This window comes from Pseudomonas fluorescens (assembly GCF_005938625.1).
GTDB lineage: Bacteria > Pseudomonadota > Gammaproteobacteria > Pseudomonadales > Pseudomonadaceae > Aquipseudomonas > Aquipseudomonas fluorescens_BD.
The window spans coordinates 19158-42253 of sequence record NZ_VCNJ01000080.1 but is presented as its reverse complement, the minus strand read 5'-3'; the positions used below and the strand labels follow the sequence as shown (position 1 = coordinate 42253).

The following is a 23096-nucleotide window of genomic DNA, read 5'->3' as shown; positions in this document are numbered from 1 at the left end:
ACGTACAGTCTGCCCAACATATTCAGTCGAAGTTTGTCTGTGATGTTGTGTTATGGCGGCTGTGCGTGGGACACCTTCGGGTGTGCCGGTTCCTGTATCCGGTCGGCCAACCCGCGTACGGCTGCCACCTTCCTCGTTTGGCCGCGACTGGTGGTAGCTCTTTCAATACAGGAGTTATACCAATGTGTGATCAAGTAATGCCCCGCTTCCTCCCCATCGACACCTACGACGCCGAATCCCCGGTGCTCTTCCTCAACACTCACTCAGAACTCAGCGACATGGCCGCCTGTGCGATGCACCGGTTTGTGGTTGTGCGCGATCTGGCCGACACCTTTGCCAGTCTCAACCTCAAGGGTATTTCCGATTGTGATCTGACGCGGGTGACCAGCGCGGTGCATCTGTTGATGCGCGAGGGCTGTGCGATTCTGAATGTGATTCAGGCGCGGGCGGTGCAGCGGGAGGAGGCTTACAAGACGCCGGTTTAGCGGTGTAGCGGCGGGCTTCATCGCTGGCAAGCCAGCTCCCACAGGGTTTGGTGTTGAACCATCAATTGATGTCGAACCGCATAACCTGTGGGAGCCTGGCTTGCCAGCGATGGCGTCAGCCCGGCCAACCCATCACTCCTTGACGCTCATGTATTCCTTGGCCCAGAGAATGTATTCCTCCGGCTGGGTATAGGTGTGCGTCAACTCGGTCGCGCTCAAATCGGACGCCTGGGTAAAGATCTGCCGCTGTTCGCGCAGGCTGTCATACGTCGCTTTGATCGCCGCAAAGTATGCGCCATGGCCATCGATGGTAACGCGCACACCGAGTTCGGCCAGACGCTTGTCGTCGCGCAACGCCGGGTTGCCGTAGGTCACCAGCATCAGCGGTACGGTCAGGTGTTCGGCGATTTGCTCAAGCTGATCGAAATCCTGAATGCCGACCATGCAGATGCCGTCAGCCCCGGCCGCCTGGTACTGGCGAGTGCGGCTGATGATTTCCTGATTTGGCAGGATGCCGGCATTGGTACGGGCGATGATTGCCATTTCCGTATCAACCCGGGCTTCCAATGCCGCGCGGATCTTGCCGACGCCTTCGGCAACGGTGATCAGATCGGTGGATTTGCGGCCGAATTGTGCCGGCAGCAAAGTGTCTTCGATGGTCAGGGCGGCGACGCCGGCGCGTTCCAGTTCGACGATGGTGCGCATCACGTTGAGAGCGTTGCCGTAGCCGTGGTCGGCGTCGGCGATCACCGGCAATTGGGCGACGCGGCCGATGCGGGTGGCCTGTTCGGCGAACTCGCTGAGGGTGATCAGGGCAAAGTCGGGGGCACCGAGTACCTGCAACGAGGCCACGGAACCGCCGAGAATCCCCACTTCAAAACCCAGGTCAGCGGCAATGCGCGCGGACATCGGATCGAACACCGAAGCCGTGTGATAGCAGGTGTCGGAAGCCAGCAGTTGACGGAAGTTACGGCGCAAATCTTGATGGGAAAGCCTGGTCATACGAGTTCCACCAATACAAAGGAATGGAAAGGCTTGAACAAAGGTGTCAACGCCGAAGAATGAAAAGGCTATCACGCGAATGGGTCAATGATCATGACGAATTTGCAAGGGACAGGTTGTCGCGGACTCTTTTGCTGAAAGGATTTATCTTTTTTGCGGTGGTGACCGTCAGGCCGCCACCGCCTGTTGCTGTTGATTGGGCAGCATCGCCGCGCGCACCGAATTGCCCGGTTGCAGTTGCAGGCGCTTGGCGGTGAGGCGGTCGATCACCAGGCTGCTGCCGACCCGGCGGGCGCGGGCGACGGTGATGCGGCAGTTTTCCAGACGCCGGTTGTGAATCAGCCACAGCGGTGCCTGTTCATCCGGGCTGCCGAGGTTCAGGGTCAGTTCGACGCTTTCGCGCACAGTGCGGATCGAGCGCACCGGCGCTTCGATCACCGGGCCGCCGTCGAAGATGTCGATGTAACCTTTGTGGGTAAAACCTTCGGCCTGAAGAATTTTCAGCGCCGGCTCGGTATTCGGATGTGCCTGGCCAATCGCCGCCTGGGCTTGTTCGGTGAGCATGCAGGTGTACAGCGGCTGGCGCGGCATCAGTTCGGCGATGAACGATTTGTTGCCAAGGCCCGACAAGTGATCGGCATGGCTGAAGTCCATTTGAAAGAAATGCCGGCCCAGACTGTCCCAGAACGGCGAACAACCGTGCTCATCGGCACTGCCGCGCAGTTCGGCAATCATCTTCTCGCCGAACAGGTGCGGAAACTCGGCAACGAACAGCAAACGCCCCAGTGACAACAAGCGGCCATTGCTACCGTGGCGCTGATCATGGCCAAGAAACAGCGAGCACAGCTCGGATTGGCCGGTCAGTTCGTTGTTGAGAAACAGCGTCGGGATCTGCCGCTGAATACCCAGATCCGGCGCCGAACTCACGGTCAGCCCGACCCGATAGTTGTACCAGGGTTCGCGCAGGCCGACCGCTCCGGCCAGAGCGCTGACGCCGACCACGCGCATGTCGTCGTCTTCGAGCACAAACAGATAGTCAGCGTCGGCCCGCTCCACTTGTTCGGCGAACGCCCGTTGCGCCCAACGGACCCGGTGGGACAGGCGATCTTCGTTGGCCGGCAGGGTGGTGAACCCCGGGCCGGCCTGTTGCACCAGCGCCATCAAGGCTGGCAGGTCGCTGACTTTGACCGGGCGGACAATCATGCTGTAACTCCTTCGCGCCTGTTCGGGCACTGTCGTTGGCTGCGCAACCGCGCGGGTTTCACAGGGCAATCAGCCGGATCGGGCTGCCATCGGTCACGTTCAGCGCCGCACACATTGCCGGGGTGAGGGACAGCGGTTGATCGGGTTGATAATCGAGTTCGGCCATGATCGCGCGAAAGCCGTGCAGCGCGTTGTTGCTCAACAGGTAACGGCCACGGGCATCGATCTGTGGCCGTTGCTGCACCGTTGCCGTCTGGCTGCGGGCAATCGAACGGATATTCGAGGTACGCGCATACAGGGTCGGGCCAGCGTCGAACAGGTCGATGTAGCTGTTGGTTTCAAAGCCTTCGCGCTCAAGGATGTCGAAGGCTTCCTGACCGTCCGGGTGGATCCGACCGATGCACTCCTGCGCCGCTTGCGGCAGCATCGGCACGTAGATCGGGTATTGCGGCATCAGTTCGGCGAGAAAGGTGCGGCTTTGCAACCCGCACAGCCGTTCGGCCTCCGCGTAGGGCAGGTCGAAGAAATGTTTGCCCAGCGCATCCCAGAACGGTGAGTTGCCGGCCTCGTCGCTGTAGCCGACGATTTCGGTAATCACCGCCTCGGCAAAGCGCGGCACATGGGCGGCGATGAACAACAGGCGCGCCCGTGACAGCAACTCGGAGAACGGCGTGCGCACCAGATTGGCGTCGATGTGAAAGCCGCGCAGCAGTGTGTGGTCATTGAGGTCGTGACATAGCGATAGCGCTGGCACGCCGTGTTCGATGTTCAGCTCGCGTGAGGCGCTGGTGAAATGGCGGTTGCGCAGGCTGTAGAACGGCTCGTCGAAGCCCGCAGTCGCGAGAATTTCCGAGCAGCCGCGCAGGCTATGATCATCCAGATCTTCCAGCACAAAGAAGTAATTCTCCGGGCCATGGGACGCCGATTCAGTGTCAAACGAGGCGCAGGAACCGGCGATTTTCTCGCGCAGGCGTTCGCTGTCGTCCGGCAGGGAGGTCACGCCCACCAGACTGTCGCGGGCCAATTGTTGGAGCTGGGGCAGATCAGTCTGTTCGACTGGGCGTAAGACCAGCATGGATGTACTCCTGTATCAAAAGGTTCGGCAAAGTCGCCGAACCTGACTATCACTGTCGGTTTCCACGCGATAAATCGGCGGTCGCCTGATTTGTTGTCAGACGCCGCTCTTTTTCTTGTCAGCCATTGCTCGGGTCAGGCAGCGCGGTATTGGCGCCGAGCTTGTTGAGGAAGAACAGGTACACCAGACCCAGGGCAATCCAGATCAGGCCGAGTTTCTGCGCATCGACGCCCATGTTGTACATGATGGCCGCGACGATGATGAAGCCGACCACCGGGCAAATCAGGTGACGCACGACCTGACCGGACTTCTGCCGACGCCAGTAGTAGTTGATCACTGTCAGGTGCAGCAGCATGAAACCGCTGAGCGCGCCGAAGTTGACCAGCGAGGTGAGGGTGTCGACCGAGTTGATGAACAGGTAGCAGATCACCAGCGACAGCACCGCCACCAGATAAATGCTCAGGTACGGTGTGTTGTGTTTCGGGTGCACCTTGGCCAGCACTTTCGGCAGCTTGCCGTCGCGGGCCATGCCGAACAGCAGACGCGAGACCGCAGCTTGCGAAGTGATCGCCACGGCCACACCCCAGGCGAGTGCCGTCGCGACAGCAGTCAGGGTCGCTAGCCAGCTGCCAGCGGCGATTTCGGCGATTTCATAGAACGCGGTGTCGGCGGATTTGAAACCCATGCCGGCCGCCAGATCGGTGGCGATCCAGGTTTGTGCAACGAAAATCACGCCCATGACTACCAGAGTGATCAACGCGGCTTTGCCGACGCTTTTGCCCGGATCGCCTTTGATTTCTTCGGCGAGGGTGGAGATCGCATCGAAGCCGAGGAACGACAGCACCGCAATCGACACCGCTTGCATCAGCAGGGCGAAGTTGAAGGTTTCCGGGTGATACAGCGGCGCCAGAGTCAACTCGCCGTTACCGCCACCGTTGTGCAGGGCATTCCACGCGTAGAACAGGAAGATGCCGAGTACGACCAGTTGCGCCAGCAGGAAGATGATGTTCATCCGAGCGGTAAAGGTGATGCCGCGCAGGTTGACGAAGGTCGCGCTGACCAGGAATGCCAGAATGAAGCCGACTTTCGGAATATCCGGGTACAAATGGTTCAGCGCCATCGCCGCGTAGACATAGAGCAGCGGCGGGATCAGCAGGTAATCGAGCAGCATCAGCCAACCGGCGATAAAGCCGACGTGCTGATTGAGGCCGCGTTGCGCGTAGGAATACACCGAACCTGCGATCGGAAAAGCCTTGGCCATGCTGCCGTAGCTCAGCGCGGTGAACAGCATCGCCACCATGCCGATGATGTACGCCAGCGGCACCATCCCCGGGGCCTCGGCGTTAACGTAGCCATACACACCGAACGGGGCGATGGGGATCATGAAGATCATCCCGTACACCACCAGGTCGGTCAGCGTCAGGCTACGTTTCAACTCTTGCTTGTAGCCGAATTCTTCAATTTCCATGAAGCGCAACTCCTTGTCAGCCAGTCGGTCGTTTTAGTTGTTATCGGTCCATCGTTTACAGCGTCAGCAGTCGGTAAAACTTGTCATTACAGCAACGGCGCGAGATATCCGGCCCAGCGTGATACGGCTTCGGGGCTGCGCAGCAAGTCATTGCGCACCTCGATCAGCACCGAGTCGAGGCCACGGGCATCGCCGTGCACCGGCACGGTCATGTCGCCCAGCGGATCGATCTTGTACGGCTGATTGCCGGCCACTTTCAACGGCAGTTCGCCAAGACCGTCGAGCAGGCGTTGCGCGTAGGCCTTGGCCTGACCGAACAGCACGCCGACTTCCAGCGGTCGCGGCTGGCCGTAGTACACCGGGGTGAAACTGTGAATCCCCACTACGCGCACCGTTTGGCCTTTAGCAACACGTTCGTCGATCAAGGTTTGCAAGCGCGCGTGAAACGGTTTGAACAGGGTCTGGCGGCGGTATTCGCGGGTGGCTTCGTCCAGTTCGCGGTTGCCCGGCACCTGATAAATCTCGCTCTGCGCCGGAATGCTGTCCGGGGCGTGGCGCGGCCGGTTCAGATCGATCAGCAGCCGCGAATAGTTGGCGCTCAACAGGGTGGCGCCGAGCCTTTCCGATAACTGCTCGGCCAGTTGCAACGCGCCGATATCCCAGGCGATGTGTTCGCGGGCGGCGGCCTCGTCCAGGCCCAGATTGTTCAGGGCCTCGGGGATGTAGCGGCTGGCGTGTTCGCACACCAGAATCAACGGGTGCGTCGAGTCGGCGCGGCTCAGGTTGTAGGCCGGGCGGGTGTACAACCCCAGTTCGGCGGATTCAGTACAGGCGTGCATAGTGCTCACACAAGTCAGCGGGCGAGAGCTGTTCCGTCAGCGCCAGTTCCTCGGTTTTCAGGGCGTAGTAGGTGTCGAGCAGCGGCTTGGGCAGCCATTCGGTGAAGGCGCCACTGTTGCGCAGGCAATCCAGCGCCTGGGCCAGCGAGGCGGGCAGGGCAACGATGCCCCGCGCCTGGCGTTGCTCGTCGTTGAGTGAATCGGGAATTTCATCGGTGATCGCGTTCAGCGCCAGACGCTGTTCGATACCCAGCCGTCCGGCGATCAGCAGCGCAGCCATGGCCAGATGCGGCGAGGCGGTGGCGTCCATGGCGCGGAATTCGAGGTTGAACTGGTTGGCCACGGATTTGCCGCCGAGGGTCACGGTCGGGCAGATGCGCAGCGCCGCCTCGCGGTTCTGTTGGCCGAGACAAGCGTAAGAGGCGCTCCAGTGATGCGGCTGCAAACGTTCGTACGACACCGGCGTCGGCGCGGTGAATGCACACAATGCCGGCAAGTAATGCAGGATCCCCGCCGCCCAATGCTGGCCGAGGCTCGACAGACCGTTGCTGGTGCCGGCGTCGTAGAGCATCGGCAGACCGGCCAGATCAAGCAGGCTGACGTGCAGGTGCACGCCGTTGCACACCGCGTCGGCGGCAGTCTTCGGCGCGAAGCTCAAATCCAGACCCATTTGCCGGGCGATCTCGCGGCTGATCTCGCGCACGTTGACGGCGCGATCTGCCGCTGCCACGCCAAGCGTCGGGCGGCAGGTGATTTCGTATTGGTGCTTGCCGTATTCGGGCAGAAACATTTCCGGCTCGACACCGCCGGCGCGCAGGGCGCTGAGCAGCCAGCCGCCGAACTCGGCACCCTGACGCTGGGCTTCGAGGGAGAACGCCAGATGCTCGGCGAAACCGGCGTGCAGGTTGAATTCGTGTTCGAACGCGGCGTTGACCTGCAAGCCCAGCTCATCGCGATAACGCTCGATTTCATCGCGCAACAGCGTGCGCGGGCAGGCGCCCCACGGGCGGCCATCGGTTTCGCGGATATCGCCGTGGATGAAATCCAGCGCCGGCGCGTCGGCGTCCGGGCCGTTGCCGACGGTGACGCGGCTGCTCAGATCGGGAATCAGCCGCAAATCGCCATAGGCTCCCCACGGATTGGTTGAAGCAATGATGTCCTGCGGCGTCAACGCGCTGTTGGCCGGCACCCAGCCGCAACCGGCGGCTTGATAATGCTCAAGCTCATCAGTGGGAAACGAGCGGCCACGGGTAATACCGATCAGGTCGGTGGTGACCAGCGTGGTCATCGGCAGTGGCGTCAGGCGCGTGCTCATGGCCGCATCTCCTGCAAGCGGGCGAGCACGGTGTCGGTGTCGGTAATCCAGCAGTAACCCTTGATCGCATTCAGGCAGGCATGGTGGCGCTCGGCGCTGTAGGTGGCGCAGGCGTCCTCGACCAGCGTGACCAGATAGCCACGGTCGGCAGCGTCGCGCACGGCCATGTCCACGCATTGATCGGTGACGATGCCAGCGATGATCAGGTGGCGGGTTTCGAGGTTGCGCAGCACGTAGTCGATGTTGGTCGAGTTGAACACTCCGGACGAGGTCTTCGGCAGGACGATTTCGTTTTCCACCGGGCTCAGGTCTTCAATGATTCTGGCCTGCACGCTGCCTTTGGGCAGGTGCATGTCCGAGAGTTTGTGGTCGAGCGAGCGGTCGCGACCATCAGCGGTGAGGCTCTCGATAATCGTGTGCAGCACGTTCTGCTGCGCCTCGCGAAAGGCACTGAGCAAACGACGTTGGTTGGGCACCACCTGCATGTGTGCGCGGGTCAGGAAATACTCGGCGTCAGGGTCATTGAGGTGCGCGTCGAACTGCGGTTCGAGCCAGGCACGCTGCATGTCCACAAGCAACAGTGCGGTGTGGTCAGTGACAAACGGCAGATCCCGTGGCGAGCGATGGGGAAGGCTGAACATCCTTATTTATCCTCCAGCAGGTGGGTGTTGAAGTCATTGCGCAGGGCATCGATGCCTTCCAGGCGATCGGCGAGGTTTTCGGTGCGCAAGGTCAGGCAGGCGATCAGTGCTTCGACCTGAGCCAGTGCCGGCACCATGGTGTCGAACGGCGAGGCCGATTCCACCGGGGCGCTGATGATCAGGTCGGCCAGTTCACGCAGCGGCGAGGCGTAGATATCGGTGAACAACACCACGCGCGCGTTGTTGTTTTTCGCCGCACTGGCGACCCGCAAGGCCTGGGTCTGGTAGCGGCGATAGTCGAACAGCAGCACCACGTCCTGACGTTGCAGATCGAACAGTCGATCAGGCAGTTGCGCGTTGTCTTCCAGCGCGAAGCAACCGGGGCGCAGCAGGCGCAGGTGATTGAGCAGGTAAGTGGCCATCAGACTGCTGAAACGCCCGCCGAAGCAGTACACCTGATGGCGCGCGTCGAGTAGCCAGTCGGTGAGAATGCGCACGTCTTCCGGTTGCGTCAGCGATTGGGTTTCGACCAGCAGGCGATGGCTGTCGCCCAGATAGTGGCTCCAGGCGTCGTCCTTGTGCTGATGGGCGCGCGGTTGCAGCAGCGTGCGCGGCGAGCGCAAGCGGTGGTCCATGTCGCTGAGCAGCGCTTCCTGGAATTCGGAATAACCGCCGAAGCCGAGTTTTTTCACCAGCCGCACGATGGTCGGATCGCTGACGCCGGCATGTTCGGCCAGACGCGCCATTGGTCCCAAGCCGTTGCGTGGGTACTGATCAAGCAAGGCGCGAACGACTTTGCGCTCCGACGGCGTAAGATCCAGGCCGGGATCGGTGATCAGGTCTCTAAGAGGGGGCATCCGGGCTCCTGCTGGATGAGGGTGTTGAATTCGCTTCACAATCCGTTAAAACAGTATTTATGTAACTGGCGCTACATGTCTAGTGAATTTTTTTGCGTGTTGAAAAGGTGCCAAAACATGGCGCAATGCCCGTGTAACAAGGGCTACACGGAATTCGACCGGCTTTGTAGTCCATTGCCTACAACGCTGTCAGATATTGCCGTATTCCTGGCGTCGTCGGTTTTTGCCGGTGGCTATCCCGCCGCCCCGCAATCCTCGGTTTACGGCACAATTGCCCACAGAGCGGCTTTGTGTCGTTGATTTTCATGAAGGCTTACCGGAGCGATGCCTGTGCAGACCACTCGTTTGACATTGATTTGCCATGCGCGAACCGTCGCACAGAAATTGGCGTATTTTCCTACGAATGAGCCTGTTGAAAATAGTGGATTGGCGTCGGGTGCATTGGCCCAGCGTTTCGACGCCGCGCGACGCTTGATTTGCGCGCCGGAATTGCGCACACGCCAGACGGCGGCGTGGTTTGGCGCGGATGCGCAGATCGATGAGGCGTTGCGCGATTGTGACTGGGGCCGTTGGCACGGGATGTCGATCAAGGATCTGCAACGCTCGGAAGACGCCGCGCTGCATGCCTGGCTGGAAGATCACCACGCCATGCCCCATGGTGGTGAGTCGGTGGCGCGGTTGTGTGAACGCGTGGCGCAGTGGCTGACCAGCCTGCAAGCCACGCCGGGGCATTTAGTGGCGGTGACGCATCCGTTTGTCATCCGCGCCGCGCTGATCCACGTGATGCGCGGTTCGGCGTTTCATGACATTGATGTCGAACCGTTGTCAGCGGTCGAATTGCACTTCACCGGGCGCTGGCGTCTGCGTCTGCCGAGCCTCGACGTTAAAGGAGCACTTTGATGAAACAACTGCTGGTAATCGGCATCGGGGCCGGTAACCCCGACTACATCACGATGCAGGCGGTGAAGGCGCTGAACCGGGTCGACGTGTTCTTCCTGATGGATAAAGGCCAGAGCAAGGACAAGCTGATCGACCTGCGCCGTGAGATCTGTGAGCGCTACATCGACGACCCCGACTATCGCTGCGTCGAAGCCCACAGCCCGGAACGCGAACGGGGCGATGTCGACTATACGGCCAGTGTCGATGACCTGAACCGTGCCAAGCAGCAGACCTTTGAACGCCTGATCAATGACGAATTGTCTGACGGTCAGTGCGGCGGTTTCCTGGTGTGGGGCGACCCGGCGTTGTACGACAGCACCGTGCGCATCCTCCAGGCGATTCTGGCCTCGGGCGCGTGTGCCTTCGAGTTTGACGTGATTCCCGGGATCACCAGCGTTCAGGCGTTGGCGGCGCGGCACAAGGTACCGTTGAATACGATCGGCCGTTCCATCGAAATCACTACCGGGCGGCGTTTGGCGGCAGGGCAGGTGAGTGATACGGACAGTCTGGTGGTGATGCTCGATGCTGAGGATTCGTATCACCGGGTGGCCGATCAGCAGACCGAGATTTACTGGGGCGCTTACCTCGGCACGCCGGACGAGATTCTGATCAGTGGCAGGCTTGCCGATGTTGCGGATGAAATCGAGCGGGTGCGCAAGGCGGCGCGGGCGGAGCAAGGGTGGATCATGGATACGTACCTGCTGCGCAAGCCGTAGATTTTCGCTGGCCGGACGGGCCCCTTCGCGAGCAGGCTCACTCCCACATTTTGAAATGCGTTCTCTTGTGGGAGCGAGCTTGCTCCGAAGGCGCCGGAACATTCAACGCAGATTTCGATCAGGCAAAAAACACCCGGTGCAACGCAAGTCGCACCGGGTTTTTGTTGCCAGAAAACAGCGGATGTCGTGGATCCGCCATTCACTGTTGAACTCTGGTTATGCGCGTTCCAGCGCCAGTGCCACACCCTGGCCGCCGCCGATGCACAGGGTCGCCAGACCCTTTTTCGCATCACGCTTGATCATTTCATGCAGCAGGGTCACCAGCACGCGGCAACCCGACGCACCGATCGGATGGCCCAACGCGATGGCGCCGCCGTTAACGTTGACCTTGTCCAGATCCCATTGCAGATCCTTGGCCACTGCCAGCGATTGTGCGGCGAAAGCTTCGTTGGCTTCGATCAGGTCGAGCTGGCCGATGTCCCAGCCGGCCTTGTCGAGGCAGCGGCGGGTGGCCGACACTGGGCCGATGCCCATGATTGCCGGATCAACGCCTGCGTTGGCGTAGGCGGCAATTTTCGCCAGAACCGGCAGGCCGAGGGCTTTGGCTTTCTCGGCGCTCATCAGGATGACCGCAGCGGCGCCGTCATTCAGCGACGAAGCGTTGCCAGCCGTGACGCTGCCGTCCTTTTTAAAAGCCGGACGCAGTTTCGCCAGTGATTCGGCAGTGGTGTCGCCACGCGGTTGCTCATCAACCTTGAACGCCACCGGATCGCCTTTGCGCTGCGGGATCAGGATCGGAGTGATTTCATCAACAAAGCGGCCGGCTTCAATCGCGGCGGCGGCTTTCTGCTGCGAGGCAGCGGCGAAAGCGTCCTGCTGCTCGCGGCTGATCTGGTATTTGTCGACCAGATTCTCGGCGGTGATGCCCATGTGGTAGTCGTTGAACGCATCCCACAGACCGTCACTGATCATGGTGTCGACGATTTGTGCGTGACCCATGCGCAGACCGGTGCGTGCGCCCGGCATCACATAGTTGGACAGGCTCATGTTTTCCTGGCCGCCGGCAATAATCACTTCAGCGTCGCCGCAACGGATCGCCTGTGCGCCGAGGTGCAGTGCCTTGAGACCCGAACCGCAGACCTTGTTCAGGGTCAGCGCCGGCACGGCGTGGGGCAGGCCAGCCTTGATCGCCGACTGACGCGCCGGGTTCTGGCCGGCGCCGGCGGTCAACACCTGGCCCATGATCACTTCATCGACCTGCGCACCGTCCAGACCGGTCTGTTCGAGCAACTGGCGGATCACCGCCGCGCCCAGATCCACCGCGGACACGCTGGCCAGAGAACCCTGGAAACTGCCGATCGCGGTACGCGTGGCGGCAACAATTACGACGTCTTGCATTTTCGAATTCCTCACTGGGCAGCGAACTGCATTTCCGGTACGTGATCCGGGACGATCAGTTTACCAGCGGTTTTTGCGACGATTTCCTCGACGCTGACGCCAGGTGCGCGTTCCTTGAGGACAAAAGCGCCATTTTCGATTTCCAGATAGGCGAGGTCGGTCAGCACGCGTTTGATGCAACCGGCGCCGGTCAGCGGCAGGCTGCATTTGGCGAGCAGCTTGGACTCACCATCCTTCGATGCGTGGGTCATGATCACGATGATGTTGTCGGCGCCGGCCACCAGGTCCATCGCGCCGCCCATGCCCTTGACCAGTTTGCCGGGGATCATCCACGAGGCGATGTTGCCTTCGACGTCGACTTCGAACGCGCCGAGCACGGTCAGGTCGACATGGCCGCCGCGAATCATCGCAAAGGACTCGGCGGAGTTGAAAATCGACGCGCCGATGCGTGCGGTCACGGTCTGTTTGCCGGCGTTGATCATGTCGGCATCAATGGTGTCTTCAGTCGGGAACGGACCCATGCCGAGCAGGCCGTTCTCCGATTGCAGCATGACTTCCATGCCTTCGGGAATGTAGTTGGCGACCAGGGTCGGAATGCCGATGCCGAGGTTCACATAAAAGCCGTCCTGCATTTCGCGGGCGACGCGCTGAGCCATTTGTTCGCGGGTAAGTGCCATGTTTTTATTCTCCGTCAGCCTGAATTATTTGCGGATGGTGCGCTGTTCGATGCGTTTTTCGAACGTGCCGCAAATGACCCGATCGACGTAGATGCCCGGGGTGTGGATCTGCGATGGATCGAGTTCGCCGGGTTCGACGATTTCTTCCACTTCAACCACGGTGATCTTGCCGGCGGTGGCGGCCAGCGGGTTGAAGTTTTGCGCGGTGTGACGGTAGACGACGTTGCCGAAGTGGTCGGCTTTCCAGCCTTTGACGATGGCGAAGTCGCCGGTGATGGATTCTTCCATCAGGTATTTGCGACCCTTGAATTCACGCACTTCCTTGCCTTCGGCGACCGGGGTGCCGACGCCGGTGGCGGTGAAGAAGGCCGGAATGCCGGCGCCGCCCGCGCGCATTTTCTCGGCGAGGGTGCCTTGCGGGGTCAGGATGACTTCGATGTCGCCCTTGAGCAGTTGCTCTTCGAACAGCTTGTTTTCGCCGACGTAGGAGGCGATGACTTTGCTGATCTGACGATCGGTAAGCAGTACGCCGAGGCCGAAACCGTCGACGCCGCAGTTGTTGGAAACGACGGTGAGGTCGCGGGTGCCTTTGCGCTTGATCTCGGCGATCAGGTTTTCCGGAATGCCGCACAGACCGAAGCCGCCGGCGATAACGGTCATGCCGTCCTCAAGCCCGGCCAGGGCTTCCTCGTAGGAACTCACGCGCTTGTCGAAACCTGCCATATGCACCTCTTTTATTATTTGCGGGCGGCTGGCTAGCCGAATTGTTGGAGTGTCGCGCCGGTGAATATATTTGTTAAGTTGATTTTTAAGGTTGATTGATTGATAAAGCTCAATAGTCGCGTTATTGCGTGCTGCGTTGATAGTTCCCCCACGCTCCGCGTGGGAATGCCTCTAGGGACGCTCCGCGTCCAGTGACGCGGAGCTTCACGGGCTGCATTCCCACGCAGGAGCGTGGGAACGATCATCATGGCTTGCCGCTTAACGCTTGTAGCTTACAACTGGAGCGAAGCGACCATGACCATCAAACAGATCCGCGCCTTCCTCGCCGTGGCCCAGAGCCTGAGTTTTGCCGTGGCTTGTGAGCGCCTGCATCTCTCGCAATCGGCCTTGAGCCTGACCATCAAAGCGCTGGAAGAGGGCCTGGGCGGGCGCCTGTTCAGCCGCAACACCCGCAACGTCGCGCTGACTGCCGAAGGTGAATCCTTGCTGCCACTGGCGCGACGGCTGATCGCCGATTGGGACAACGCCGAAGACGAAATGCGCCAGCGCTTCAGCTTGCAGCGCGGGCGAGTGACACTGGCAGCGATGCCGTCGTTTGCCGGCAACCTGCTGCCGCCGATCCTCAAGACCTTTCGCGCGCGTTATCCGAACGTCAACGTCACGGTTAACGACGTGATCAACGAGCAAGTGCTGGAGATGGTTCGTGACCGTCAGGTGGAACTGGGGGTGGCGTTCGAGCCGATGCAGAACACTTCAATGGCGTTTACGCCGTTGTACGTGGATCGCTTCGTCGCGGTGGTGTCGAAGGAGTCGCCACTGGCGCAGCGCGGCGAGATCGACTGGCAGACGTTATTGCAGGAGCCGTTTATCACCTTGCAGCGGCCCTCGACGGTGCGGGTGATGCTCGAAGAGCACTTGCAGGCGCGGGGCATGAAGTTGCCGGTGGAGTTTGAAAGCCATCAATTGGCGACGGTCGGGCGGATGGTTGCCAGCGGACTGGGGGTCAGTGCCGTGCCAGCGTTGTGCGCCGGGCAGATGCAGGAGCTGGGCGCGCATTGCCTGACGCTGGATGACTCGGTGGAGCGGGCCATCGGCGTGCTGACTGAGCCGGGCAATGAACTGTCGGCGGCGGCGCAGGCGTTGTTCGACATTCTCAAGGCTGAAGATCTGAGTCGACTGTGAGATCTACCCTCTCACCCCAACCCTGCCGAAACGTCGGACCGCCCCCAGGGGGGTGAGGGGGCAGGGAGCTGATCGGGGGCATTTCAGAAAATGGGTTCGACTTGAAATTTTCAGGTCGGTGTATTGCTTAATGGCAACAGGGTCAGTTCCCTCTCACCTGGGAGAGGGCGAGGGGTAAGGGAGCTGATCATGGGTTATTCAGATTGTGAGCTCGACTCAGCATTTTCAGGTCGCAGTATTCAGCCCAGACAACTCGGTCAGTTCCCTCTCCCTTGGGAGAGGGCTAGGGTGAGGGGCTGGGCCTTAAGTCGAACCTGGATTGCAGCAACTCACCGAATCAGCTGCCGTACCAATAAAGGCAACAGCTGTTCACACGATGCTTCAATCTTCAAGTCCAGCAAATCATCCGCGCGGGTCTTGCCCAGATTTATCGCAATCAGCGGCTTGCCGCGATCGGCAATCACCCGGCACAGGCGAAACGCCGAATACGCCATCAGCGAAGACCCCACCACTAACATCCCCGCCGCATTTTCGGCTGCCGCCATCGCCCGAGCGGCCGTGGGCTGCGCGACGTTCTCGCCGAAAAACACCACGTCCGGTTTCATCCGCTCGCCAAAGCAATGCGGACACTGCGGTACCTGAAAGCGCGCCTCGAACGCTGGGTCGAGCAGGGTGTCGCCATCCGGTGCCTGCACCGCGTCGACCCCGGCCAGATACGGATTGTGCAATTCCATCAGTTGTTGAATCGCGTCGCGTTCGCTGCGCTGACCGCAGTCCAGGCACAACACCCGGTGCAGGCTGCCGTGCAGTTCGATCACATCGTGACTGCCGGCCTGATCGTGCAGGGTGTCGACGTTCTGAGTGATCAAGTCGCTGATCAGCCCTTGGCGCTGCAAACTGGCCAACGCTTCGTGCGCAGCATTCGGCTGCGCCTGACGCACCCTCGGCCAGCCGAGCATGGCCCGTGCCCAATAGCGGCGGCGCGACTCGGAGGCGGCGAGGAATTCCTGGTACATCATCGGCTGCCGACCACGGCGTACACCGTTGCTGTCGCGGTAATCCGGAATGCCCGACGGCGTGCTGATGCCGGCCCCGGTCAATACGATGAAGTCGCCATCAGCCATCACCTCTTGCAGGGTGTCGAGGTGTTCGCGGGTCGGGCTGTCGAGCATGGTCAGCGCTCCGAAGTGGACAGTGCCAGCAGGTTAGCACGCGACCCGCGTGGGTTACTTGCGCGCCTCCAGAATCAGGTTGAACGGTGTTTGCGTGGCCCGGCGGAAGTGCTTGAACCCGGCCTCGGTAAACACTTTGCGCAGACGCATTTCCCCGGCCTGCGCGCCGAGGCCGAGGCCGACTTCCTGCGACAGCGAGTTCGGTGTGCAGATAAACGTCGAGGCGGCGTAGAACAGCCGCCCGACCGGGTTGATGTTGTCGTCCAGCGTGTCGTTGGCGAACGGCTCGACCAGCAACACTGTGCCGTCGTCTTTCAGCGAATCATAGGCGTGACGCGCGGCGCCGACCGGGTCGCCCATGTCGTGCAGGCAGTCGAAATAGCAGATCAGGTCGTAGTCGTTGCCGGGGTAGCTTCTCGCCGAACCCTGGAAAAACGTCGCCCGGCTGCTGACGCCGCCTTCCTCGGCGCGTTGGGTGGCGACAGTGATCGAGGGTGCGTGAAAGTCGTAGCCGACGAAACGCGAGTTGGGAAAGGCCTGGGCCATAATCACCGTCGAGGCGCCGTGACCGCAGCCGATATCGGCGACTTTGGCGCCTTTTTCCAGTTTGGCCACGACACCGTCCAGCGCCGGCAGCCATTCGGCGATCAGGTGACCTTTATAGCCGGGCCGGAAAAACCGCTCGGTGCCGGTGAACATGCACGGATGATGATCGCCCCAGGGCAGAGCGCCGTTGCCGCGCATGGCTTTGACCAGTTTGTCCTTGTCGTGGAAAAACGACGCCACCACCCCGAGCCCGCCAGCGACGTAGACCGGCGAGTCCTCGACGGCCAACGCCTGCGCCTGTTCTTCCGGTAAACGAAACTGGCCGTCGTGGTGCTCCATGTAACCGGACGCCGCGTGGGCGCTGAGCCATTCGCGCACCAGACGCGGATTGCACGTGGTTTTGGCGGCGAGGGCATCGGCGCTGATTGGCTGACTGTCGGCCATTGCCCGGTACAAACCGAGTTCTTCGCCGACGATGACATTGGCCAGCATCGCCGCGCCGCCCATGTCGTTGACCAGTTTGCCCATGAATTGGTTGAGCTTCGCCTCGTCCATCATGTGTGCTCCTGAAACAGGATCACAGTCCGGCGGCGTCGAAGGTCGAGGCGTGCGCCACCGGGCGGTGGTCACGGAGTTGGGCAGGGCACCGCTGACGTCCTGCGTCCCCCTCGACTGGGTAATAAAGGAGTCTAGCCCCGGTCCGGAACCGCCGCTGTCTTTGTCAACACTGAAAAACCTGTGGGAGCGAGCCTGCTCGCGAAAGCGGCATTTCAGGCAACCCGATATCGACAGGGACAACGCCTTCGCGAGCAAGCTCGCTCCCACATTTGAGAGGGTGTATCACTGTGTATCGCGGAGGCTGGAGGATACACAGGGCTGCAAATGTCCGGTCAGTTGCACACAGCCTTGATACAGGCGTCGATTCCACTAGGTAGACCCATCCATCGAGGTTTCCCATGCAAATTCCTCAATCATCAACGCAACCCAGCGTCGGCCTCGGCCTGCGCCGTGGCTTGCTGAAAGACCTGCAAGCTGCCCGCACCGGCGATTTCGACTTCCTCGAAGTCGCTCCGGAAAACTGGATCGGCGTCGGCGGCGCCCACGGTGCTGCATTGCGTGAACTGGCCGAACGCTACCCGTTGTCCTGTCATGGCTTGTCGCTGTCACTCGGTGGCCCGGCACCGCTGGATGTCGGATTTTTGCAGGAAGTCCGGGTGTTTCTTGACCATTACAACGTGCCGCTGTACAGCGAGCACCTGAGCTATTGCAGCGATGACGGTCATCTGTATGACTTGCTGCCATTGCCGTTCACCGAAGAAGCGGTGCACCACGTCGCCGCGCGAATCCGTCAGGCTCAAGACATTCTCGGCCGGCGCCTTGCGGTGGAAAACGTCTCCTACTACGCCGCTCCGCGTCAGGACATGGACGAGGTGACCTTCACCAATGCCGTGCTGCGCGAGGCCGATTGCGACCTGCTGCTGGACGTCAACAATGTCTACGTCAACACGATCAACCACGGCTTCGATGCGCACACGTTTCTCGCCGGTATCGAGCCGGGCCGGGTGGTGGGCATGCATGTGGCCGGGCATTTTGACGAATCCGATACGCTGAAAATCGACACCCATGGCGCCTCGGTAAAACCGCAGGTCTGGTCGCTGCTGGCCGAGGCCTATGCCCGATTTGGCGCGCAGCCAACGCTGCTTGAGCGAGATTTCAATTTCCCGGCGTTTTCTGAACTGGTCGCTGAGTTGCAAACCATTCGCCACTTGCAGGCGGGAGGCGGCCACCGTGGATAACCTGATACTGCAACAACAGGCCCTGACCCGATATCTGCGCGATCCTGACCATCAACCACCGCCGGCCGACATGAACGCGGCGCGGATTAACGTCTATCGCGATCTGGTGTTCAACAACGTATCGCAACTGTTGAGCGGCACGTTTCCGGTGTTGATCCGCATCATCGGTGCGCAACGCTGGAGTTTGCTGGTGCGCGGCTTTTTGCGGGACTGGCGCGCGCAGTCGCCGAAGTTCGGCGAGATTGCCGAAACCTTTCTCGACTATCTGGCCAAGCAACCGCAGGTAATGCGCGAAGGTGAGTGGCCGGCGTTTTTGCTGGAGCTGGCGCATTACGAATGGGTCGAGATGGTTTTGCAGCAGTCCGATGCTCAGGCGATGCCGCCAAGCGATCCGGCGCTGTTGCTGGAACGCCCGCTGCAGATATCGGCACTGGCCTGGCCGTTGGCGTATGCGTGGCCGGTGCATGAACTCGATCCGGATAATCAGCCCGCCTCGCCACCGGACCAACCGACGTTTTTGCTGGTGCGGCGTGCGGCGGACTGGAGTGTGAAGTTTTCCGGGCTGAGTCCGTTGGCTTGGCGGTTGTTGCAGCGCATCACTGAGTTTGCGTCGTTGACGGGGCGCGAGCAGTTGCAAGGTCTGGCGCGGGAGGCGGGGCAGTCTGCCGGCAATTCGTTCATGGACAACGGTCTGGTGTTGTTGCGGCAGATGCATGAGGACCAAGTGATTGGACTGGCACCTTGAGCGCTAATATTGCGCCGCACACTGTGGGAGCGAGCTTGCTCGCGAAAGCGATCTGTCAGTCAACCTGAACATCGGCTGACAGGACGCCTTCGCGAGCAAGCTCGCTCCCACAGGGAGTTTCGCTGTTATCAGGAGTGCAGGGGGAGTTTCAGTTCCGCACACAACCCGCCACCCTCGCGATTGCTCAAGGTCAGCGAGCCGCCCAACGCCATGGCCAGTTGCTGAGCGATGGCCAATCCCAGGCCGGTGCCGCCGGTGTCGCGATTGCGTGAGTTTTCCACGCGATAGAACGGTTGCAGCACCTGCGCCAGTTCGGCTTCGGCGATGCCCGGGCCACGATCCATGACGGTGATTGCCAGGTTGCCTTTGTTGGCTTCCACCCAGACTTCGGCGGCGCCGGCAAATTTCAGCGCGTTGTCGGTGAGGTTCACCAGAACACGGCGCAAGGCATGGGGCCGAGTGTCGATGACCGCCGCGCTCTTGCCGACCAGTTGCACCTGCTTGCCCATGTCCTGATAGTCGAACACCAGGCTTTCGAGAAAGGAATCCATGTTGGTCCGGCGGCTTTCCTCGGTCGAGCCATGGATGCTGCGTGCATAGGCCACGCCTTCGCGCACCAGATGCTCCATCTCGCTGAGGTCATTCCACAGTTTGTCTTTCTCGACGCAATCGTCCATGAGCTCGGCGCGCAGTTTCATCCGCGTGATCGGCGTTTGCAGGTCATGGGAAATCGCCGCCAGCAGTTGCATGCGTTCTTTGAGGTAGGCAGCGATGCGCGCCTGCATCGTGTTGAACGCCCGCGCCGCGTAAACCACTTCATTCGGGCCGCTTTCGTCGAGGTTGATCGGGTGGGCGTTGGGGTCTAGGGTTTCCACGGCGTCGGCCAGCCGGGTCAACGGGCGGACCGCAATGCGTACGGCCAGCCAGGTGCAGGCGATCATCAGTGCCAGTTGGCCGAGCAGGACCGCCGGCAACCACGGTGACAACGGGACCATGGCGGGGCGCACGTCGATGGTCACCGGGCTGCCGTCGTTCAGGCGCAGATGGCCCTGAAAGTGTTTCTTCGGCCCGGGAATGTCGGTGAAGGTCAGCGGATAGCGTTCACCAATGGCTTCGGTGATCGAGGTGACAGCCACCGGCACATCACTGGCCTCAATCGGCGTGCCCGGTTCGCCTTCGCTCAGCAGGTAGCCATAATTTTTTCGCGCCAGACGCTCGAGCCAGGCAGGACGCTCTTCGGCAGGCAGGCGATCGAGGATCGCAATTGAGGTCGACACGTCGGTTTCCAGATTGCCGAGCATGGTGTTCTTGGCGCTTTGGTAACGTTCGTAATACTGCGCGCCGAACGACAGCGCCTGAGCGAGTAGCAGGCCGATCAGGAAAATCAGCGACAGGCGCGAGGCGAGGGTGCGCGGCCAGTGCAGATTGACGCTCATGCCGGGGCACCGAGAATCTCGACCGGCAGCGAGAATACGTAACCTTCGCTGCGCACGGTCTTGATGTAGGCCGGCTCGCGCGCATCATCGAGCAGACGCTGACGCAAACGGCTGACCAGCAAATCGATCGAACGGTCGAACAGATCGGCATCGCGGCCCTGGGTCAGGTTGAGCAGTTGATCGCGGCTGAGTACCCGTTGCGGGTGATCGAGAAAGACCCGCAGCAAACGGTATTCGGCGCCGCTGAGGGCGACCATGGTGCCGTCCTCGTCGAGCAGGTGACGGGCCGAGGTGTCCAGTTGCCAACGCCCGAAAGCCAGCAAACGACCGGCCTCGGTGACCACCAGATTCGGCGGCAGCATTCGCGTACGGCGCAGCACGGCGTTGATCCGCGCGAGCAATTCGCGGGCGGCGAACGGTTTGGTCAGGTAATCGTCGGCGCCCATTTCCAGGCCGATGATGCGGTCGGTTTCATCGTTGCGCGCGGTCAGCATCAGCACCGGCGTGGCCTTGTGTTTGCCCACGCGCAGTTCGCGGCACAGCTGCAGGCCATCGTCGCCGGGCATCATGATGTCTAGCACGATCAGGTCGACGGTGTTGGCTTCGAGAAAGCTGCGCATCTGCCGGCCATCGGCGACCACGGTGGTGCGCAGGCCGTTTTTCTTCAGGTAGTTGCCCACCAGTTCACGGATCTCTCGGTCGTCGTCGACGATGAGAATGTGATCGACATGATCCATCGGTTCAAGCCTCAGTCAGAAGGGGAATTCCGTGCAGTCTATAGAGCCTTCAATGGCTCGCCTGCCTGCCTTTGTATTGCAGTGTATCTGCCGCATCGGTGGATACACGGGAACGCAAAAACGCGAATTTTCCAGGGTTTTGTATCGCTGTGTATCCCCCGATGGCAGGGATACACAGCGATTGAAACGCGCCTGTTCCTGACACAGACGCGATACCTCGCGAGCCTCAAATAGGCTCCATCGAGGCCCACACAGATCGCCTCGGCTCAAACCCACTGAAGCCTCGAGGAAAACGCCATGAACAACAAATCCGTAATCGCCGCTTGCCTGTTTGCCGCCCTGAACATCTGCACGCTGTCGGCCCGTGCCGAAGCCGCTGTCACCGCGCAAACCTACACCTACGGCACCCACCTGGATATCCAGAAAGTGATCTCGCTGAAACAGGACAACTCGGTGACTTGCGGGATTGTCGAGGCGCGCATGACTTACCTCGATTCCGCTGGTCAGACCCGCGTGCTCGATTACAGCAAATTCGCCGACGGCTGCAACAACGACAACTGAGTCATCACTCTTTATAGAAGGAAACACCCATGAACAACGTATCGCGTTTTTTGACCGCCATCGCCTTCTCCCTGGCCGGCGTCGCCGCCCACGCCAACGCTGCGGTTGAACAGCATAGCTGCCACAGCGGCACCTGCTTCCAGCTGACGCCGGTGGCCAAGCAGGGCAGCGACGGCCTGATTGCAGCGGACGGCTCCAGCCGCACACCGCAGGGTCAGATGTTTGCCGCGGACGGTTCCAGCCGCACGCCACAAGGCCAGATGTTTGCCGAGAACGGTGCCAGCCGTACGCCGCAAAGCCATTGGCTGGACAGCCAGAGCGTCTGAATGCTCGTCACATTCATTGATCAAGGGTGACTCACCATGTACCTCATCGCATTCCTCGGCGGTCTGCTGACCGTGCTCAGCCCCTGCATTCTGCCGGTGGTGCCGTTCCTGTTTGCCGGTGCCCAACGCAGCCGCACCTCGATACTGCTGACCCTCGGCGGCATGGCCTTGACCTTCGCGCTGATCTCAAGCCTGGCGGTCGTCAGCAGCGAATGGGTGATCCAGGCCAGCAACAGCGGACGATACGTCGCACTGATCGTGATGAGCGTGTTCGCCCTGTCGCTGATCTCGGCGCGCATCGGCGACTGGCTGACACGTCCCTTTGTTATGCTGGGCAATCGTCTTGACCCGGATACTCGGAAAAAGGCCGGGTCGATGGGCTCGATCATGCTCGGCGTGGCCACGGGGCTGCTGTGGGCACCCTGCGCCGGGCCTATTCTCGGCGTGATCCTCACCGGTGCCATTCTGCAAGGCGCCAACGCGCAGACCAGTCTGTTGCTGCTGGCTTACGGCGCCGGCAGTGCATTGTCGCTGGGCACGCTGATCTTCACCGGGCGCGGCCTGGTCAACCGCCTGAAACCGTCGATCCCGTTCACCGGTTGGTTGCGTCGTGGTGCCGGGGTTGCGGTACTGGCGACGGCAGCGGTGATTGCCACTGGCCTGGATAAAACCTTGCTGGCGAACACCTCCTCTGAGGGGGTAGCCAGTGTCGAAAAAAGCGTGCTGGAAAACGTGCCGAAAGCGGTCGACTACTTTGTCAGCAAAGTCCGCGCGGACTCGCCGATGGAGGAGGGCAAAGGCGCGATGCCGTCACTGGCCGGCGCGGTGCAATGGCTGAACTCACCTGAGCTGAGCGCCGAAGCCCTGCGCGGCAAAGTGGTGCTGGTGGATTTCTGGACCTACGACTGCATCAACTGCCAGCACACCCTGCCGTACGTCAAAGACTGGGCGAAGAAGTACGAAAAAGACGGCCTCGTGGTGATCGGCGTCCACACCCCGGAATACGGTTACGAGCGGATCATCGACAACGTCAAGGATCAGGTGAAAAAACTCGGCATTACCTACCCGGTAGCCATCGACAACAACTATGCGATCTGGCGCAACTTCGACAACCAGTACTGGCCGGCGCATTACCTGATCGACGCCAAGGGGCAGGTGCGTTACAGCCACTTCGGCGAAGGTCGCTACGAAGCTCAGGAACAGATGATCCAGCAGTTGCTGCTGGAGGCGAAGGCGCCTGCGGCCTGATCAGCAATA

General features: G+C 60.9%; 24 protein-coding genes. 9 read left to right on the top strand and 15 right to left on the bottom strand.

The window, feature by feature from the left end; translation table 11 throughout:
• Positions 1–182 precede the first annotated feature (182 nt).
• The gene (locus FGA82_RS29630) at positions 183–485 is read left to right on the top strand and encodes a hypothetical protein (RefSeq protein ID WP_038369113.1); all 303 of its coding nucleotides are present in this window, start codon (positions 183–185) and stop codon (positions 483–485) included.
• A gap of 132 nt (positions 486–617) precedes the next feature.
• Here the strand turns inward: FGA82_RS29630 and FGA82_RS29625 are convergent, their stop codons facing one another.
• The 8 genes from FGA82_RS29625 to FGA82_RS29590 all read right to left on the bottom strand — a co-directional run bounded on the left by FGA82_RS29625 (position 618) and on the right by FGA82_RS29590 (position 8885).
• The gene (locus FGA82_RS29625; RefSeq protein WP_007919546.1) at positions 618–1487 is read right to left on the bottom strand and encodes an isocitrate lyase/PEP mutase family protein; all 870 of its coding nucleotides are present in this window, start codon (positions 1485–1487) and stop codon (positions 618–620) included.
• Positions 1488–1655: 168 nt separating this feature from the next.
• Positions 1656–2690 carry an arginine N-succinyltransferase gene (gene astA / locus FGA82_RS29620; RefSeq protein ID WP_141129839.1) on the bottom strand — a complete coding sequence of 345 codons (1035 nt, stop codon included), beginning with the start codon at positions 2688–2690 and terminating at the stop codon, positions 1656–1658.
• 58 nt (positions 2691–2748) lie between these two features.
• On the bottom strand, positions 2749–3765 hold the full coding sequence (locus FGA82_RS29615; RefSeq protein ID WP_141129838.1) for an arginine N-succinyltransferase: 1017 nt from the start codon (positions 3763–3765) through the stop codon (positions 2749–2751).
• Between the two features lie 118 nt (positions 3766–3883).
• A complete protein-coding gene (locus FGA82_RS29610; RefSeq protein ID WP_141129837.1) occupies positions 3884–5233 on the bottom strand; it encodes an APC family permease in 1350 nt (449 codons plus the stop codon).
• 86 nt (positions 5234–5319) lie between these two features.
• Positions 5320–6072: an N-formylglutamate amidohydrolase gene (locus FGA82_RS29605; protein ID WP_141129836.1), complete on the bottom strand. Its 753-nt coding sequence runs from the start codon at positions 6070–6072 to the stop codon at positions 5320–5322.
• Positions 6056–7387, bottom strand: coding sequence for a glutamine synthetase (locus FGA82_RS29600; RefSeq protein WP_141129835.1), 1332 nt, complete (start codon positions 7385–7387; stop codon positions 6056–6058). Before FGA82_RS29600 ends, FGA82_RS29605 begins: the two co-directional genes overlap by 17 nt.
• Positions 7384–8028, bottom strand: a complete 645-nt coding sequence (locus FGA82_RS29595; protein WP_141129834.1) for an isochorismatase family cysteine hydrolase — start codon at positions 8026–8028, stop codon at positions 7384–7386. Before FGA82_RS29595 ends, FGA82_RS29600 begins: the two co-directional genes overlap by 4 nt.
• 2 nt (positions 8029–8030) lie before the next feature.
• The gene (locus tag FGA82_RS29590) at positions 8031–8885 is read right to left on the bottom strand and encodes a MurR/RpiR family transcriptional regulator (protein ID WP_141129833.1); all 855 of its coding nucleotides are present in this window, start codon (positions 8883–8885) and stop codon (positions 8031–8033) included.
• A gap of 330 nt (positions 8886–9215) precedes the next feature.
• Here FGA82_RS29590 and FGA82_RS29585 point away from each other — a divergent pair, with 330 nt between their 5' ends.
• On the top strand, positions 9216–9785 hold the full coding sequence (locus FGA82_RS29585; protein WP_141129832.1) for a histidine phosphatase family protein: 570 nt from the start codon (positions 9216–9218) through the stop codon (positions 9783–9785).
• On the top strand, positions 9785–10540 hold the full coding sequence (cobF, locus tag FGA82_RS29580; protein ID WP_141129831.1) for a precorrin-6A synthase (deacetylating): 756 nt from the start codon (positions 9785–9787) through the stop codon (positions 10538–10540). The genes FGA82_RS29585 and cobF overlap by 1 nt, the downstream gene beginning before the upstream one ends.
• A 216-nt stretch (positions 10541–10756) precedes the next feature.
• On the opposite strand, the gene FGA82_RS29575 is transcribed toward cobF, so the two are convergent.
• Genes FGA82_RS29575 through FGA82_RS29565 form a run of 3 tightly spaced genes read right to left on the bottom strand, consistent with a single transcriptional unit; the run spans position 10757 to position 13338 of the window.
• Positions 10757–11938, bottom strand: coding sequence for an acetyl-CoA C-acetyltransferase (locus FGA82_RS29575; protein WP_141129830.1), 1182 nt, complete (start codon positions 11936–11938; stop codon positions 10757–10759).
• 11 nt (positions 11939–11949) lie between these two features.
• Positions 11950–12615, bottom strand: a complete 666-nt coding sequence (locus tag FGA82_RS29570; RefSeq protein WP_122599988.1) for a CoA transferase subunit B — start codon at positions 12613–12615, stop codon at positions 11950–11952.
• Positions 12616–12639: 24 nt separating this feature from the next.
• Entirely contained in the window at positions 12640–13338 is a 699-nt protein-coding gene (locus FGA82_RS29565) for a CoA transferase subunit A (RefSeq protein WP_007919568.1), read from the bottom strand.
• A gap of 294 nt (positions 13339–13632) precedes the next feature.
• Between FGA82_RS29565 and FGA82_RS29560 the strand changes: the two genes are divergently transcribed.
• Entirely contained in the window at positions 13633–14520 is an 888-nt protein-coding gene (locus FGA82_RS29560; protein ID WP_141129829.1) for a LysR family transcriptional regulator, read from the top strand.
• 329 nt (positions 14521–14849) lie between these two features.
• On the opposite strand, the gene FGA82_RS29555 is transcribed toward FGA82_RS29560, so the two are convergent.
• On the bottom strand, positions 14850–15692 hold the full coding sequence (locus FGA82_RS29555; protein WP_141129828.1) for an NAD-dependent protein deacetylase: 843 nt from the start codon (positions 15690–15692) through the stop codon (positions 14850–14852).
• A gap of 54 nt (positions 15693–15746) precedes the next feature.
• On the bottom strand, positions 15747–16793 hold the full coding sequence (locus FGA82_RS29550) for a class I SAM-dependent methyltransferase (RefSeq protein ID WP_141129848.1): 1047 nt from the start codon (positions 16791–16793) through the stop codon (positions 15747–15749).
• Positions 16794–17194: 401 nt separating this feature from the next.
• Here FGA82_RS29550 and FGA82_RS29545 point away from each other — a divergent pair, with 401 nt between their 5' ends.
• Together FGA82_RS29545 and FGA82_RS29540 are read left to right on the top strand one after the other, a co-directional pair.
• On the top strand, positions 17195–18034 hold the full coding sequence (locus FGA82_RS29545; RefSeq protein ID WP_141129827.1) for an HvfB family MNIO-type RiPP peptide maturase: 840 nt from the start codon (positions 17195–17197) through the stop codon (positions 18032–18034).
• Positions 18027–18779 carry an HvfC family RiPP maturation protein gene (locus tag FGA82_RS29540; protein WP_141129826.1) on the top strand — a complete coding sequence of 251 codons (753 nt, stop codon included), beginning with the start codon at positions 18027–18029 and terminating at the stop codon, positions 18777–18779. The genes FGA82_RS29545 and FGA82_RS29540 overlap by 8 nt, the downstream gene beginning before the upstream one ends.
• 128 nt (positions 18780–18907) lie before the next feature.
• On the opposite strand, the gene FGA82_RS29530 is transcribed toward FGA82_RS29540, so the two are convergent.
• Both FGA82_RS29530 and FGA82_RS29525 read right to left on the bottom strand, forming a co-directional pair.
• Complete coding sequence (locus FGA82_RS29530) at positions 18908–20215, bottom strand: ATP-binding protein (protein ID WP_141129824.1); 1308 nt, start codon at positions 20213–20215, stop codon at positions 18908–18910.
• Entirely contained in the window at positions 20212–20952 is a 741-nt protein-coding gene (locus FGA82_RS29525) for a response regulator (protein ID WP_141129823.1), read from the bottom strand. Before FGA82_RS29525 ends, FGA82_RS29530 begins: the two co-directional genes overlap by 4 nt.
• Positions 20953–21249: 297 nt before the next feature.
• On the opposite strand from FGA82_RS29525, the gene FGA82_RS29520 reads away from it, so the two are divergent.
• From FGA82_RS29520 to FGA82_RS29510, 3 genes are read left to right on the top strand one after another with little or no spacing between them, the layout of a single operon-like run.
• On the top strand, positions 21250–21513 hold the full coding sequence (locus FGA82_RS29520; protein ID WP_123593946.1) for a DUF2790 domain-containing protein: 264 nt from the start codon (positions 21250–21252) through the stop codon (positions 21511–21513).
• Positions 21514–21542: 29 nt separating this feature from the next.
• On the top strand, positions 21543–21839 hold the full coding sequence (locus FGA82_RS29515) for a hypothetical protein (protein WP_141129822.1): 297 nt from the start codon (positions 21543–21545) through the stop codon (positions 21837–21839).
• Positions 21840–21875: 36 nt separating this feature from the next.
• Positions 21876–23087: a cytochrome c biogenesis protein DipZ gene (locus FGA82_RS29510; protein ID WP_141129821.1), complete on the top strand. Its 1212-nt coding sequence runs from the start codon at positions 21876–21878 to the stop codon at positions 23085–23087.
• Positions 23088–23096 lie beyond the last annotated feature (9 nt).